This window comes from Proteus terrae, assembly GCF_003144325.1.
Classification (GTDB): Bacteria; Pseudomonadota; Gammaproteobacteria; order Enterobacterales; family Enterobacteriaceae; genus Proteus; species Proteus terrae.
The window spans coordinates 144821-161452 of the sequence record NZ_PENS01000006.1; the positions used below are offsets into that span (position 1 = coordinate 144821).

The following is a 16632-nucleotide window of genomic DNA, read 5'->3' on the forward strand; positions in this document are numbered from 1 at the left end:
AAGTAAATGAGTCACTAGGTGCATACAATAGTGCGAATGAACGTAGTCAACAACGCTACAACTTGAAGTATGACGACTAAATACTTAGCGAGCAGGCTTATCGCCTTCCCATCGTTGAAACAAATCATCAGGTAAATCAATCTCAAACTGATCAAGTACACGATTAACAGTCTGATTGACAATATCATCGATGGTTTTAGGCTGAAAATAGAAAGCTGGAACAGGAGGCATAATCACTGCGCCTAACTCAGAAGCTTGTGTCATTAATCGCAAATGACCTAAATGCAGAGGCGTTTCACGCACACATAACACTAACTTACGCCCTTCTTTTAATACCACATCCGCAGCACGAGTCACTAAGGTATCTGTATAGCTATGAACAATACCTGACAGGCTTTTGATTGAGCAAGGTAATATAACCATTCCATTGACACGAAACGATCCTGAAGAGATAGAGGCGCCAATATCGCGATCGTCATAAATCACATCCGCTAAAGCATGGATATCTTTTAGCGAATAATCGGTTTCTAATGAAATAGTACGACGTGCAGCTTGGCTAATGACTAAATGTGTTTCAACTGATGGCACTGATTTCAGTATCTCTAATAAACGTATACCGTAAATTGCACCACTGGCGCCGGTTAGCCCAACTATCAGCTTTTTCATTATGATCCTCAGAATATATACCTTTGTTAATCATTATGATGATTAACCCTCAAAAAACAAGCGTCGATGCAGAACACGCTGGCATCGACGCTTTATAAGAGGGATATCTTACCGAAAAATTAGCCTTCGTTATAGATTTCCAAATTTTCTATTTCATTCTGATCACGAATTTTATGTTCATCATCACGACGTAGATTTTCTAAATAATCCAAGTAATCTTGGTCAATATCTTTCGTAATATAAACACCGTCAAACACAGAACATTCAAACTGATTAATATCAGGATTCTCTTCTTGTACTGCGGCAATTAAATCAGTGAGATCTTGGAAAATAAGCCCATCAGCACCAATTAATTTGCGAATTTCATCCACTTCACGCCCATGAGCAATAAGCTCATTAGCATTTGGCATATCAATGCCATACACATTAGGGAAGCGAACTTCTGGTGCGGCTGATGCAAAATAGACTTTCTTCGCACCTGCTTCTCTTGCAAGCTCGACGATTTGCTCTGACGTTGTGCCACGTACAATCGAGTCATCAATCAACAGAACATTTTTATCACGAAACTCTGCACGATTTGCATTCAGTTTACGTCTAACCGATTTACGACGCTCTTGCTGACCCGGCATAATAAAAGTACGACCAACATAGCGATTTTTTACAAAACCTTGGCGATAAGGTTTATTGAGAATATGTGCAATTTCTAAGGCAATATCACAAGATGTTTCAGGAATTGGGATCACAACATCAATGTGTAAATCATCCCACTCTTTCGCAATTTTAGCGCCTAATTTCTGCCCCATGCGTAAACGCGCATTATAAACCGAAATTTTATCGATAAAGGAATCGGGGCGAGCAAAGTAAACATACTCAAATAAACAAGGCATTAATTGCGGATTTTCAGCACATTGGCGCGTAAAAAGTTGTCCTTGTTCTGTGATATAGACCGCTTCACCTGGTGCCACATCACGTAAGAATTCAAAACCTAAAGTATCAAGCGCAACACTTTCAGATGCGACCATATATTCATGGCGACCATCTTCTAAGGTACGTTTACCTAATACTAAAGGACGAATACCAAAGGGATCACGAAAAGCCAGTAAACCATGACCGATGATCAAAGCAACACAAGCATAAGCACCACGGAGTTTTTTATGCATTGCCGCAACGGCTGCAAAAATATTATCAGGTTCAAGAGGGAAATGGTCAAAACGGTCTAATTCATATGCCAATACATTAAGCAGAATTTCAGAATCAGAGGTGGTATTGATATGGCGACGCGCTGTTTCAAATAATTGGCGACGTAATAAATGCGCATTGGTTAAATTACCATTGTGCGCCAACGTAATACCAAAAGGTGAATTCACATAAAAAGGCTGCGCTTCTGATGCACTAGAACTACCCGCAGTAGGATAACGGACATGCCCTATCCCGATAGTACCTTTTAAACGCAACATATGACGGGTTTCGAACACATCTTTAACCAGTCCGTTCGCTTTGCGAAGACGGAAACCATTGTTACCGTCTATCGTTGCAATTCCTGCTGCATCTTGACCTCGGTGTTGTAACACCGTTAACGCATCATAAATTGATTGGTTTACTGGATTAGCTCCAGCGATACCGACAATACCGCACATGAATAGATCCTCATCAGCCAGACGGAGAGGTTATATTCTCTCCGACACGAAACTTGACGCATTTTGCAGGTAGTCAAAGAACCACCTAATAATATGGTTGAATTGAGGAATAAGCTCAGAACGTTGCCAATCAGCGCTATCTGCCATAGGCGTAAATGCACCTAAAACAAAAAGTAATGCTGAGACTATCAGCACGCCTCTTAAAGCCCCGAAACAGACCCCCAATACACGATCTGTACCTGATAACCCTGTGCGTTGAACAAGAGAGCTAATCACATAATTCACAACAGCACCGACAATCAGTGTCGCAATAAATAACGTGACTATCGCAATCCCGTTACGAACCAGCTCATCTTCAAACCGGGTAAAATAGACGGCAAGATAAGGATAAAACTGACTAGCAACAAAGAAACCACAACCCCAGGTGATGAGTGACAATGCTTCACGAACAAAGCCACGGATCAGGCTGACTAATGCAGAAAAACCAATAATGGCAATGATGGCGTAATCTATCCAGACCATAAATTCTTTATCCAATAATGATGCTCCGCATTAATACGGAAGCATTCTAACAGAAAACGAAAACGTTTGCGTAATGCTAATTTTCGCTAATTTCAAAATAATTTACGGCGATATGAAAAATCATAATCGCCGCAATAAGTTAACGCTTTGTTACATCACTCATCTGATGACTCGTTTAGAAAAAATTAAGGCTTATATGCCCTTACCTCACCTTGTAAGCCCGTAAGCTCTTTTAAATGAGGCAAAATCGCCTGTAATTCTGATTTAGATGCACTAGGGCCGATATAAATTCGAGTTACTTGCCCTGCAACTGGGCGGGCAGGGATGGTGTATACCGGATAACCTGAGAAATGCATTTTCGCAATAATTTCTTCTACCTTCGCCGCATTTTTCAACGCACCTAATTGAACAACCCAAGCCTCACCTTTCGGTGGCTTGGTTTCTTGCACCGGTGGCGCTGGTGGTTGTACAGGTGGCGTAACCACAGCAGGAGGCTCTGGTGTAGGTGTTGGTTGTTGTGGTGTTTGTAATGGTGGTGTAACAGGTACAATAGCAGGTGATTCAGATATTGTACCTGTAGATTGCTCAACACCTGTCACTGCTTCAGAAATCATACCTTCAGACGCACCTTCTGACGGAGTAGAAGGCACTGCGGTTTGCTCTATCGGGGCAATAGATTCTATTTCTTGCTCATCACCGGGTTTGGGTACTAAAGGAATAGAGGCGAACTGGTCTTCGTTATATTTCTTATCGCCGTCGAGCAGTGCAGGTAAAAAAATAACCCCTACTGCCACCAATACAACGGCACCGACTAAGCGATTTTGAAATTTACTTGCCACCCACACACTCCTTTTCCAAAAGTTCCATCACATGCGCGACAGTATGAAATGAGCCACAAACCACAACAATATCGTTTGGAGTAGCATCAGACATTGCTTGTTGCCATGCATTTTCAACACTATCAAATACCATTGGTTTCTCAAGATGTTGAGCTAATACCTCAGCAGAAGCACCACGAAACTCATTAAGTGGAGCAACATACCAACTATCAGCCAATGGTGTTAAGCACGCTAATGTTCCTGCAATATCTTTATCACCCAGCATACCAACAACAATACGCACCTGAGTATCAGATTTTTGTGGTAATTGTGATAATTTTTCCGCTAAATATCCTGCTGCATGAGGATTATGAGCCACATCAAAGATAACCAAAGGATGTTGAGAAATTACCTGAAAACGACCCGGTAATTGTGCGCGAGACATACCTTCAACAATACTTTGCTGCGTTATTGCTTGACTGATTTTATCATCAGACTTGAGCAAGCAACGAATAACGCCCATCGCTGTCGCCGCATTGGCTAATGGAATATTAGGGATTGGCAACGCATCAAATTCACAATCAGCACAACGCCAATGCCAGTGATCACGTTCAATAGCAAAAGACCAATCCATTCCCCGACGGAAAAGCTTAGCCTGTTTTTCATTGGCAACTTCAGCAATGGAGTGAGGCATATCTGGCTCACCCACAACGGCGTAGTGATTAGCACGGAAAATACCAGCTTTTTCGTGGCCAATATGCTCTCTATCTGCACCTAACCAATCAGTATGATCGAGTGCAATACTTGTGATAGTAGCAATATCCGCATCAACGATATTCGTCGCATCTAATCGACCGCCTAATCCTACTTCAAGAATAACAACATCAAGTTGTGCTTGTTGAAATAACTTCAGCGCAGCTAGAGTGCCATATTCAAAAAAGGTCAGCGAGATATCGCCTCTAGCTTGTTCAATTTCTGAAAAAACTTCACAAAAAGCATCTTCGGAGAGTTCTTTGCCTTGAATACGGACACGTTCTGTATAACGAACAAGATGAGGAGAGCTATAAACGCCGACTTTCAACCCTGATGCCATCAAGATTGACTCTAGCATATGACAGGTTGTGCCTTTCCCATTTGTACCTGAGACCGTAATTACTTTAGGTGCAGGACGTAACACGTTTAATATTTTCCCTACCTTGCCTACTCGTTCTAGCCCCATATCAATGGCGCTAGAATGCAAATGTTCAAGATAAGAAAGCCACACCGACAAAGGCGATGTGGCTTTAGGAGCTGTTATGATATTAGACATCTTCTTTTTTATTCGTTTCGATGTTAATTTCTGGCTCGTTATCTGTAGATTCAATTTCATCAGCAATCATTTCTTCACCGATGATTTCATCTTCATTTTCATCTTCAACTAAATCAAACTGAGTCAGCTTAGCCAGTAATTCAGCCAGCTCATCACGCATTTCAGGACGACGAACAATCATGTCGATCGCCCCTTTCTCTAACAGGAACTCACTGCGTTGGAAACCAGCAGGTAATTTTTCACGTACTGTTTGTTCAATAACGCGAGGGCCTGCAAAACCAATCAGAGCTTTAGGTTCAGCAACGTTGATATCACCTAGCATCGCTAAACTTGCAGAAACACCACCCATTGTAGGGTCAGTCATTACTGAAATATAAGGTAAACCACGCTCTTGCATTTTTGCTAATGCTGCACTGGTTTTCGCCATTTGCATTAATGACATCAGCGCTTCTTGCATACGCGCGCCACCACTTGCTGAGAAGCAAACTAATGGGCAGTTATCTTCTAATGCTTGTTCAACAGCACGAACAAAACGCGCACCTACAACAGAAGCCATTGAACCGCCCATAAACGCAAATTCAAAGGATGCTGCAACAACGGGCATCTTTTTCAGCGTTCCTTTCATCACTATTAATGCATCTTTTTCTTGTGTCTGTTTTTGAGCAGCGCTGATTCTGTCTTTGTATTTTTTAGAGTCGCGGAATTTCAGAATATCTTTAGGCTCTAATTCGCTGCCTAATTCTGTTGTGCTTCCTGTATCAAGAAAAGTCTCAAGGCGACGGCGCGCTGAAATGCGCATATGATGATCACATTTAGGGCAAACCTCTAAATTACGCTCTAATTCTGCGCGATAGAGTACCTGCCCACAGCTGTCACATTTAGTCCAAACCCCTTCAGGGATATTGGCTTTACGTGAACTTGTGATAGTGCTTTTGTTTAAAATTTTTTCAATCCAGCTCATTAATGGACCTTTTCGTCTGAATCTGACCTTCGCCAGTAAAATTATTGTTAGCGTATCAACCACAATGCACTGGCTGTGTGGTTAGCAAAGTTTATGATGATACCGCTTACTGAATTTCAGCGCATCTCTTTATTATGGCTATTCTACGGCAAAAACTTATGATAACTGCTCAAACCTCTTTGTTATCACTTTCTTTCTTTGCTTTTGCACTCGCTCTGCGGTGGCGTAAGATCTCAATAACGCCCGGTAAAATAGAAATAACAATAATGGCAACAATTAGCAATTTTAAGTTCTTTTGAACTATATCTAAGTCACCAAAAAAGTATCCTGCATAAGTAAATAGCAGTACCCATACAATTGCCCCAGTAACATTATAAAAGGCAAAATGACGATATGACATTTTACCCATTCCTGCAACGAATGGTGCAAAAGTTCGGATAATCGGCACGAATCTTGCCAAAATTATCGCTTTACCACCATGCTTTTCATAAAAAGCATGAGTTTTATCTAAATATTCACGACGGAAAATCTTTGAATCCGGCTTACTAAATAGTTTCTCACCAAACAGTCGCCCAATAGAATAGTTAACAGCATCACCTAAAATGGCGGCACAAAGTAACAGTAAAACAATAATATGAACATTCACATCATTGGTTTCTAATGAAGCTAAAGCACCTGCAACAAATAATAAGGAGTCTCCGGGTAAGAAAGGCGTTACCACCAACCCTGTTTCACAAAAAACAATAAGAAACAAAATGGCATAGACCCATGTACCATATTGTGCAACAAGCTCTGCTAAATGCGCATCAATATGTAAAATAAAATCAATTAGAAATTTAATTAAATCAACAAATTGCGTTAATATTTCCATAAATCCTCAGAAAACTGGGTGTCTTTATGATTGAGATATCTCAATAGGGTTATCCGCTAAAAATAGTGGGCCCATTGCAGGTTTTGGTAATTCAAAATGATCAGGATAATCAACAGAGACCAAATACAATCCATTCGCTTTAGCTGTTGCTGCGGCTTTGGTTCTGTCTTTTAAAGCTAATAATTCAGCCATCCAAGTAATATCCTGATTGCCACACCCTATTTCTAAAAGGCTGCCAACAATATTTCTCACCATATGATGAACAAAAGCATTCGCTTTAATATCCACAACAACATAGTCACCATATCGAGAAACATTAACATGTATAACATTACGCCACGGCGTTCGTGATTGGCATTGAACAGCCCTGAAAGAGGTAAAATCATTTTCACCCAGTAAACATTGTGCTGCTTGGTGCATACGTTCAGCGTCTAAAGGATAATGAAAATGTGTCACTCCAGATGACAAGATAGCAGGACGATAACGATGATTAAAAATCACATAGCGATAACGTCTTGCCGTTGCACTAAAGCGAGCATGAAAATCATCAGAAACTGTTTTTACCCAACGTATTGCGATATCCGCAGGTAAATGAGTGTTAACACCCATTGTCCAAGCAGGATCTTTACGGTGTGCAGTTGTTTCAAAATGGACAACTTGCCCCGTTGCATGTACTCCAGCGTCAGTTCTTCCCGCACAAAACACAGATATAGGTTCATTAGCCACTTGTGAAAGTGCTTTTTCTAACCGTTCTTGTACACTACGCACTTCATTTTGGCGTTGCCAGCCATAATAACGGCTACCATCATATTCAACGCCTAGAGCAATTTTGATTGTTGTGCTTTCAGAAATAACCGCTGACTCAGTCAAGGATTGTTCTGTTACTTCAGCACTCTCTTGCGCATTCATTAGTAAAACTGCTCCTGCATTAACTGCTCAGCTACTTCGACAGCCATTAATGCCCCACCAAAGCGCACGTTATCTGCGACTGACCAGAATTGTACAGCTTCTGGCATACCATAATCATTACGGAAACAACCTAAATTTAAGCTCACATTACCAGATGCATCGGTAACTTGAGTTGGAAAATCATTTTCATCACTGATATTAAGATCTTCATTTTCTTGTAATGTTTCACGCGCTTCATCACTACCCATTGGGCGTGAGGTTTCTAATTGTACTGACTGTGCATTACCATAGAAAACTGGCGCTTGCAGTGTAGTAATAGAGATTGGCAAGCCTTCGTCTTGTAAAATTTTACGAATTTGGTCAACCATGCGACGCTCTTCTTGTATAGAGCCTTCGTCATCAACCATTAAAGGTAAAATGTTAAATGCTAACTGTTTATTAAAACGACCTAATTCAGGAGGAATACCATTAAGTAGACGAGCACTTTGACCTGCCAGTTCATCTACGGCTTGTTTTCCAAAACGAGAAACTGACATTAAGTTTGTCACGCTAAGGCGCGTTAAACCCGCAGATTCTGTTAATGGATTAATGGCCCGTAATAATTGGCTCACCATACTATCTGCAATTGAAACAATATTACGAGTACGATATTCCGCAAGCATTGCACTGTTCACACCCGGAACAACCAATGGCACATCCCAATCCATTGCAAAGATGCCACTACAATCAATGACAATACAGCCAGCATCAGCCGCTTGTTGTGCATATTGCGCGCTGATCTCTGCCGGTGCAGCAAAGAAAGCTAATTGAATATCAGCCCATTCGATATTGTGAATACCTTGAACTGCAACACTTTTGCTGTTTACACGCACTGATTTCCCAATACTATCTTCACTTGCGATTGCTGTTAATTCACCAATGGGAAATTCACGCTCTTGTAGCAGTTCTAAAATCGCTTCACCAACAGCACCTGTTGCACCAACAACTGCAATATTCCAACCTTCTCCCATAAGATATCCTCCAATACTATAAAATTTTTAAAATAATATTTTGCTTTATTTGTGTGTAGTGCTTTTATATGTCGCACTAAAACCAATTGCATTTAATGTGTCAACGGTGGTTTTATTGTCACAAATAACGTGTAGTGAAGACCACTCACGGCGTACAGGGTAAAATTTGCGTAATTTATCAAACTCCCCTTTTATTCCTGCCACTTTTCGTAATGGAGCATCATCACGACGCACATCATAAACAAGATGAATAAGTTGTTTTAAAAGTGTTTGTGTTAACTCGCCTTGCACAGAAATGGTGGAAATAGTAGGTGCAGGCAACAACGTTGATAATTCAACAGTTTGAGGCTGACCAATAAAATCACAATAAGCTTCGAAAACCTGAGTTGTACCGCGCGCCTTACCTTCTAAGGTATAACCTGCAATATGTGGTGTTGCGATATCAACTTTATTTAATAACTCAATAGAAAGATCTGGTTCTGGCTCCCAAACATCCAATACAACGCGTAAGGATTTGCCGTTCTTAAGTACAGACAATAATGCTTGATTATCAACAACCTCACCACGGCTCGCATTAATTAAAATGCGTCCTTCAGGTAAATTTTCGAGGTTACTCTCATTTATTAAATGATAAGTTTTGTATGGGCCTGATTTATTGAGAGGTGTATGGAAAGTTAGAATATCTGCTTTTTCTAACAATGTTTCCAATGGGTGAAATTCTTCATCATCACCATTATCCGCTCTTGGTGGATCGCAAAGTAAAACATTTACACCTAATGCACGAAGGCGTGTTGCTAATCGCCCCCCCACATTTCCCACACCAACAATACCGACAACTTTATCGGTTAATTGAAAGCTATCTTGCTCTGCAAGCATCATCAGTGCAGAAAATACGTATTCAACAACCGCTATAGCATTACAGCCTGGGGCAGATGAAAAACCAATTTGTTGTTGTTCTAACCATGCAATATCGACATGATCGAAACCCGCAGTCGCAGTTCCAACAAATTTCACTGGCTTGCCTGATAATAAGGATTCATTGACTTTAGTAATTGATCTCACCATTAAGGCATCAGAATCATTAAGCTCATCAATAGGTAATGGGCGACCAGAAACAGCTTTTACCTCACCTAATTGGCGGAAAAGTTGTTCCGCATAAGGCATATTTTCATCAACCAGAATTTTCACGGCGTTATCTCACTGATTTGGTATTTATGTGTGTAAGCAATCAATCGAAAAATAAAATTAAGCGGTCTATTTTGCCACTTATTCACAGCAAAGCCTATTATTGACAGTAAAATCCGCCTAGATTTTAAGTAAATATATGAAAAGAAAGCTTAACAATTGGGTAATCGACGAAAACGCTCTGGTGTTGTGCCAGCAAATTGTTGAAACATCGCAATAAATGAAGACGAAGAGCTATATCCCACATCAAATGCAATTTCATTCACGCTTTTCCCTTGCTCTAATAAAGAAATTGCATGTAAAAAACGTAGGCGTTTACGCCATTCGCTAAAAGACATACCTAATTCCTGTTGGCAACGACGAGAAAGTGTTCTTTCTGAGGTATAACGCTTTTTAGCCCATTCTTCTAACGAGGTGTTATCTGCCGGATTTTGCTCTAATACAGAAAGTATAGGGGCAAGTAATTTATCTTTAGAGGAAGGTAAATAAGTATGATGTATTGGTGAAGATTTAAGTTGATCAATCAGTACTTGGGCTAAGCGAAAATCTTCTTCTGTTTGTGGTTTACACACACCACGATGGAAAAAGTCAGAAAATATGGTTGAAAAAATAGCACTCAATTGAATCAAACAAGGTTTATCTAATAGTCCTTCACACCAATTCGGCGCGATATCTAGTACCTTAAAAGAGAGTGTTTTTTTATTGTAACTGGCATGCCCTACATTTTTGGGGATCCATACACTAAACTCTGGTGGCGCCAAAAATCGCTGTCCCCCAGCTTCTAAATCCATAACACCAGAAATTACATAAAGTAGCTGACCAAAATCATGTTGGTGATAAACAAACTCTGTTTCAGCTAATAGTTGCTCATCACGAAATCGAACCGTATCTGGATCAGACAATAACCATTGCATTTTTTGTTGTTCAATTGTCATCTTTATGTTGTTCTCTTGTCATGTTGTCTTTATTGGCCTATCACTTGTCTGGTTTTCATTATATATATCTAATCAGACAGGCTTACAATAGCGACCTGGTTTAAAAATAGATGTGAGAATAATGAAAAACGCAATTTTTCCGCTTTTAGCGGTGCTAATCTGGTCCATTAATGCAGTCGTTAATAAAGCAGCCGCGTCTGTTATTGATCCCGCTGCAATCTCTTTTTATCGTTGGTTCCTCGCCTTTTTAATTATGACACCTTTTTTGATTATGCCTGTTTGGCATCATCGTAAAACCGTCAAACAATATTGGTGGAAATTATTTATTCTTGGTGCATTGGGGATGGTGATGTACCAAAGTTTAGCTTATTATGCAGCGCATTATGTTAGTGCAACATTTATGGGGATTTTGAATTCTCTCATCCCATTATTAACCGTTATCATTAGTATTTTTGTTTTACGTGTTGTACCGACAATAGGTATTGTTTTAGGCACAGTGCTTTCAATTAGTGGATTAGTTTGGCTAATTAGCCGTGGCGAACCTTCTCAGTTGCTTTCACAAGGTTTAGGTTATGGTGAACTGATGATGTTTATTGCTTCGGCGTCATACGCCCTCTATGGTGTATTAACAAAACGCTGGTCAATTGCGCTGCCAAACTGGCAATCACTTTATGTGCAAATTGGATTTGGTGTTCTGTTATTATTGCCAAACTTCTTTCTTGCCGAAAGTGTTGCGTTAACAAAAGATAATATTGGATTAGTTGTCTTCGCAGGTATCGGTGCTTCTATTCTTGCACCTTATTTATGGATTTTAGGTGTGATGAAATTAGGTGCAAATACGACCTCTATTTTTATGAACCTAATGCCATTATTTACTGCAATGATCGCTATCGCGCTTCTTGGTGAAGAAATGCATAGTTATCACTTAGTGGGTGGTGGTATTGTGTTACTTGGCGTGCTCTTAGTGCAACAACTCAGAACACCACTGAATTTCCGACGCCAGTCTGCTCAGAAGAAAGCAGATTGTCGCCAGGAGATGTGAGTCAATGTCAAAAAGACAACAATAAAAAAATGCCGGCTAAATTCTTAGCCGGTCACATTCATAATGTTAGGTTTAATAAATAAAACTGACACAAGAAATCAAAGTATAAAATATAAAGTAATACAAGTATCCGTGGCAAACATTACCAACTTTTATATTAAATAGCTCCTACTTATTTGTAATAAAATAATCCAGATCAATTTTTTTGCGCTCTTTTTGTCTTATTCAACCACTCCGTTCTCCTAACCCTATATAAAACAAAACATTTAATGATTTTGGGTAAAATTAAATTAAACGATTGAAATAAAATGGACCTAATTTAATTTTCTCAATGTAAACAACACATTAACAAAAACGGTCTATTTTATTAGAATAATAAAATGAGTAACTATTAGGAAAGGCATTTTTAATGCGTTATTTATATAATCTTTTTTTAATGATTTTTATTCGAAAGATATCTTTATTAGAATAATAAATTATTTTGCATAATGAATTTAAAATAGAAAAGCAGACTCCATTTAAATGAAGCCTGCTTTTTTTAATAAGAAAATATAAGTATATCTAACTATTTTTTATATTTACTCATGACTAGTGAAGCATTTGTACCACCAAAACCAAAGCTATTTGACATTACAGTCTCCAGCTTCTGTTCTGTTGGTTGAGTAATGATGTTCATACCCATTGCTTTATCGTCTAATTCTTCAATATTGATGCTTGGTGCAATAAATCCATGCTCTAACATCAGTAAGCTATAAATTGCTTCATGCACACCAGCCGCACCTAATGAGTGACCAGTCATTGCTTTTGTTGCTGAGATAGCTGGTGTATGCGAGCCAAACACTTCTGTGATAGCTTCAAGCTCTTTTAGATCGCCAACTGGCGTTGAAGTACCGTGTGTATTGATATAATCAACTTTATCAATACCTTGCATCGCCATTTGCATGCAACGCACCGCACCTTCACCTGAAGGAGCAACCATGTCTGCGCCATCAGACGTCGCACCATAACCTACGACTTCACCATAGATATGTGCACCACGCGCTAATGCGTGTTCTAGCTCCTCAACAACCACAATACCGCCACCGCCTGCGATAACAAAACCATCACGATTTTTATCGTAAGTACGAGAAGCTTTGGTTGGCGTTTCGTTATATTTAGTTGAGAGTGCGCCCATTGCGTCAAATTCGCAGGTCATTTCCCAACTTAACTCTTCACCACCACCAGCAAATACAACATCTTGTTTGCCTAACTGGATAAGCTCAACAGCATGACCAATACAGTGTGCAGATGTTGAACAAGCAGAACTGATTGAATAGTTAACACCTTTAATTTTGAAAGGAGTTGCTAAACAAGCTGAAACGCCTGATGCCATTGCACGAGTTACCATGTAAGGACCTACGCCACGTAGGCCTTTTGCTCTCATGCCATCAGAACCTTGGACTTGGTTACGTGGAGAACCACCACCAGAACCAACGACTAAGCCAGAACGAATATTAGAAACTTGGTCTTCAGTCAGACCTGAATCAGCTATCGCCTCTTGCATAGATAAATAGGCATAAACCGATGCGTCGCTCATAAAACGGCGGATTTTACGGTCAATAAGACCTTCAGTATCAAGCTTAACGTTGCCCCAAATGTGGCTACGAAGCCCCATCTCTTTAAATTCTTCTGAGAAAGTTATCCCGGAACGACCTTCTTTTAAAGAATCCAGCACTTCTTTCTGGTTATTACCAATGCTCGAAACAATACCCAGACCCGTGATCACTGCGCGCTTCATTCATACCTCTTTACAATAATAGTTGTAGCTGCGGGATTTCTGAGTAGCACTTTAGCGTACAGTTGTACGCCGAACAAGTCCGATCAGGATCTTTTTTACAAAAATACAGATAAGCTGATAAAACACTTTCCCCTTTAAGGCTGGCACAAGCAACCTAACGGCGCTAAGATATTAGTTAATTTTTTCGAGAAATACAGGCAGTTCCGTGAATAATAGCCCGATAAATACTGCGTCTTTAAGTTGGAATGAACTTGGTACGCCTATCTCTGAACAATTTGGCGATATTTACTTTTCAAACCAGGACGGTCTAGAAGAAACTCGACATGTGTTCTTACATGGAAATCATTTTCCATTACGTTTTGGTACACATGTACGCTCTGAATGTGTTATCGCAGAAACAGGATTTGGTACTGGACTTAATTTTTTAACATTGTGGCAAGCTTTTGAGCAATTTAGGCAAACATCCCCTGACTCTCGTTTAAAACGTCTTCATTATGTTAGTTTCGAGAAATTCCCTCTTACAAAAAGTGACTTACAATCTGCACATTGCCATTGGCCTGAACTGGAAAAATATTCACAAGCGCTTTGTTCTCAATGGCCATTAGCCATTGCGGGTTGCCATCGTATTATTCTCGCTGATGGAACAATTACATTGGATTTATGGTTTGGTGATATCAATATCTTGTTACCCCAAACTCGCCAAGCACTACATAATAAAGTGGATGCCTGGTTCTTAGATGGTTTTGCACCTTCTAAAAACCCACAAATGTGGAGCGAAACTCTCTTTCAATCGATGGCTGATTCAATGCGGGAAAACGGTACATTTGCAACATTTACCGCCGCAGGGATTGTCAAACGAGGTTTGCAAAGCGTTGGTTTTGAGATAAATAAAATCAAAGGATTTGGCCAAAAAAGAGAGATGCTGACAGGTATTTATCCACATCCTCCATCTCCTGAATTTCTCCCTTACTATGCCAGACCAAGTGCAACCAAAGCACAGAACATTGCAATTATAGGCGGTGGCATTGCCAGCACATTTACCGCGCTTTCCTGCCTAAGAAGAGGTGCCAATGTCACCTTGTATTGTGAAGATAAACAACCCGCAACTAATGCCTCTGGTAATCGACAAGGTGTCTTATATCCTTTACTCAATGGCAAATCCGATGAACTAGAACAATTTTTTACAACCGCATTTTTATTTGCTCATCGCACTTATGACAACCTAAGTAAAGCAGGTATTCCTTTTTCATATCAATGGTCTGGCGTTGCACAAATTATTTATAACGAAAAAGTTCGTAAAAAAGTACAGAGAATTATCGATAATTCCATGCCCTTTGCTCAAATAGCGTGTTACCTCGATGAAGACGAAGTCAATAAACTCAGCGGATTAGACGTTAATTATGATGCTTTGTTTTACCCACAAGCGGGCTGGCTTTCACCGACTGAGCTCACAATCAATACATTAAAATACGCTGAAAAATTAGGGTTAACGTTGCGATTTAATCACCAAGTTACTCAAATAAGCGCACAAGAAGCATTTTGGCACTTGGAGATTGTTCATCACGATGGCGAAGGTACGACACAACTTCAATCACAACATGATTGCGTTATTTTAGCAAATGGGCATCGAATTACCGATTTTAGCCAAAGTGCAAAATTACCTATTAGCGCAGTCAGAGGGCAAGTTAGCCATATTCCAACAACAAAAACATTATCAAAACTAAAAACTGTGCTTTGTTATGATGGCTATTTTACACCTGTTGATCACCAAGATAATTTGCATTGTGTAGGAGCAAGCTTTCGCCGCGATAGATTAGATTTAGTAGTCTCAACGCAAGAGCAAGAAAATAACCAAACTCATCTTACACAGTGTTTATCAAAAGCGCCTTGGGTTAAAGATGTTGATTTTAGCCGAAATGAAGCTCGAATAGGTATTCGTTGCACTATACGTGACCACCTACCGTTATTAGGCGAAGTACCTGATTTTGAAACACTACGAGTGGCATATACGCATTTAGATAGATTTAAACGTAGAAAACAAACGCCAGCTTTAGCCCCTGCTTATCCTCAACTTTATATTATCAGTGCATTAGGCTCTCGTGGATTATGTTCAGCGCCTTTATCAGCCGAAATTCTTGCAAGCCAAATTTTTGACGAACCCTTTCCGGTTGAAGATAATGTATTAAATGCCTTACATCCTAATCGTTTTTGGGTAAGACCATTACTGCGTGGGAAGCCAATTGAAGTGGAATAAATGTATAAGCAACCAACCTCGGTTGCTTATTTTTTACTTTTTGATTACCTCGCTATTATACCCAAGATCACCATGTCCAAAGAGAAGCTAAACCTCAAACTTCATTGCACAGCGCGTTTCTTTTACAAAACCCCCTCTTTCAACTTCATCGTCTAAGATTTCTTGCAAAGAATGAGGGATCTCGCTTTCTGGTAAAATAGAAAAACCTAAACGTTGATAATACGGTGCATTCCAAGGAACATGGCGAAATGTCGTCAACGTAACAGAATCAAACTTATGTACTTTTGCTTTATCTTTTACTTTTTGAATAAGTAACTTACCAATCCCCCTATTTTGCCAATCTTGGCTCACTGAGAGTTCATAGATAAATAAGCTTTCTGGTAAAGCAGTCGTCATGATAAAACCAACTGGCTCGTTATCACCATTAACTGCTACCCAATGCCCTTGCTGATCAATAAACGCTAAATGTTTTTCAACACTTTGTACGCCACTTTCACTTATCCAACGTAAGTCATCTAAAGTACTAAAGAGTTGTCCTGCTGATTGCTCAATAGCAGGCAATTTAGTGGCATCATCGATTTGTGTTTGACGGATCGTAATATCGTTATTTTTTATTTTGTTTTGTGTTGTTGGCATCTCTTTTTCCAGCTCAGGTATTTTTATACTTTTATGCTTAATTTATTAAAAAGCCATCCTGTTGGATGGCTTATGTTAATACTAAAATAGCTTCTTATTT

15 protein-coding genes are annotated in these 16632 nt (G+C 39.7%); 2 read left to right on the plus strand and 13 right to left on the minus strand.

What is annotated here, in order from left to right; genetic code table 11:
- Positions 1-84: 84 nt before the first annotated feature.
- From DK857_RS06920 to DK857_RS06970, 11 genes are all read right to left on the minus strand, one after another.
- Complete coding sequence (locus DK857_RS06920; RefSeq protein WP_006533335.1) at positions 85-666, minus strand: UbiX family flavin prenyltransferase; 582 nt, start codon at positions 664-666, stop codon at positions 85-87.
- A gap of 119 nt (positions 667-785) precedes the next feature.
- Positions 786-2303: an amidophosphoribosyltransferase gene (gene purF / locus DK857_RS06925; RefSeq protein ID WP_075670606.1), complete on the minus strand. Its 1518-nt coding sequence runs from the start codon at positions 2301-2303 to the stop codon at positions 786-788.
- Between the two features lie 30 nt (positions 2304-2333).
- Complete coding sequence (cvpA, locus tag DK857_RS06930; protein WP_023581692.1) at positions 2334-2825, minus strand: colicin V production protein; 492 nt, start codon at positions 2823-2825, stop codon at positions 2334-2336.
- 185 nt (positions 2826-3010) lie between these two features.
- Positions 3011-3664 (minus strand): cell division protein DedD, encoded by a 654-nt coding sequence (gene dedD, locus DK857_RS06935; RefSeq protein ID WP_109401845.1) that lies wholly within the window; start codon positions 3662-3664, stop codon positions 3011-3013.
- Complete coding sequence (gene folC / locus DK857_RS06940) at positions 3654-4952, minus strand: bifunctional tetrahydrofolate synthase/dihydrofolate synthase (protein WP_109401846.1); 1299 nt, start codon at positions 4950-4952, stop codon at positions 3654-3656. The genes dedD and folC overlap by 11 nt, the downstream gene beginning before the upstream one ends.
- Entirely contained in the window at positions 4945-5913 is a 969-nt protein-coding gene (accD, locus tag DK857_RS06945) for an acetyl-CoA carboxylase, carboxyltransferase subunit beta (protein WP_109393043.1), read from the minus strand. The genes folC and accD overlap by 8 nt, the downstream gene beginning before the upstream one ends.
- Before the next feature lie 169 nt (positions 5914-6082).
- The gene (locus DK857_RS06950) at positions 6083-6784 is read right to left on the minus strand and encodes a DedA family protein (protein ID WP_098942343.1); all 702 of its coding nucleotides are present in this window, start codon (positions 6782-6784) and stop codon (positions 6083-6085) included.
- 24 nt (positions 6785-6808) lie between these two features.
- Positions 6809-7693 (minus strand): tRNA pseudouridine(38-40) synthase TruA, encoded by an 885-nt coding sequence (truA, locus tag DK857_RS06955; RefSeq protein ID WP_109401847.1) that lies wholly within the window; start codon positions 7691-7693, stop codon positions 6809-6811.
- Positions 7693-8703: an aspartate-semialdehyde dehydrogenase gene (locus DK857_RS06960; protein WP_109393041.1), complete on the minus strand. Its 1011-nt coding sequence runs from the start codon at positions 8701-8703 to the stop codon at positions 7693-7695. The genes truA and DK857_RS06960 overlap by 1 nt, the downstream gene beginning before the upstream one ends.
- Positions 8704-8748: 45 nt before the next feature.
- Positions 8749-9891 (minus strand): 4-phosphoerythronate dehydrogenase PdxB, encoded by a 1143-nt coding sequence (pdxB, locus tag DK857_RS06965; protein WP_109393040.1) that lies wholly within the window; start codon positions 9889-9891, stop codon positions 8749-8751.
- A gap of 149 nt (positions 9892-10040) precedes the next feature.
- Positions 10041-10823 (minus strand): AraC family transcriptional regulator, encoded by a 783-nt coding sequence (locus tag DK857_RS06970; protein WP_109393039.1) that lies wholly within the window; start codon positions 10821-10823, stop codon positions 10041-10043.
- 121 nt (positions 10824-10944) lie between these two features.
- Between DK857_RS06970 and DK857_RS06975 the strand changes: the two genes are divergently transcribed.
- Positions 10945-11865: a DMT family transporter gene (locus tag DK857_RS06975; protein ID WP_109393038.1), complete on the plus strand. Its 921-nt coding sequence runs from the start codon at positions 10945-10947 to the stop codon at positions 11863-11865.
- Between the two features lie 565 nt (positions 11866-12430).
- Here the strand turns inward: DK857_RS06975 and fabB are convergent.
- Positions 12431-13642 carry a beta-ketoacyl-ACP synthase I gene (gene fabB / locus DK857_RS06980; RefSeq protein ID WP_088495099.1) on the minus strand — a complete coding sequence of 404 codons (1212 nt, stop codon included), beginning with the start codon at positions 13640-13642 and terminating at the stop codon, positions 12431-12433.
- A 205-nt stretch (positions 13643-13847) separates the two neighbouring features.
- Here fabB and mnmC point away from each other — a divergent pair, with 205 nt between their 5' ends.
- Positions 13848-15896 (plus strand): bifunctional tRNA (5-methylaminomethyl-2-thiouridine)(34)-methyltransferase MnmD/FAD-dependent 5-carboxymethylaminomethyl-2-thiouridine(34) oxidoreductase MnmC, encoded by a 2049-nt coding sequence (gene mnmC / locus DK857_RS06985; RefSeq protein ID WP_109401848.1) that lies wholly within the window; start codon positions 13848-13850, stop codon positions 15894-15896.
- Between the two features lie 87 nt (positions 15897-15983).
- Here the strand turns inward: mnmC and DK857_RS06990 are convergent, their stop codons facing one another.
- Positions 15984-16532: a GNAT family N-acetyltransferase gene (locus DK857_RS06990; RefSeq protein ID WP_109401849.1), complete on the minus strand. Its 549-nt coding sequence runs from the start codon at positions 16530-16532 to the stop codon at positions 15984-15986.
- Positions 16533-16632 lie beyond the last annotated feature (100 nt).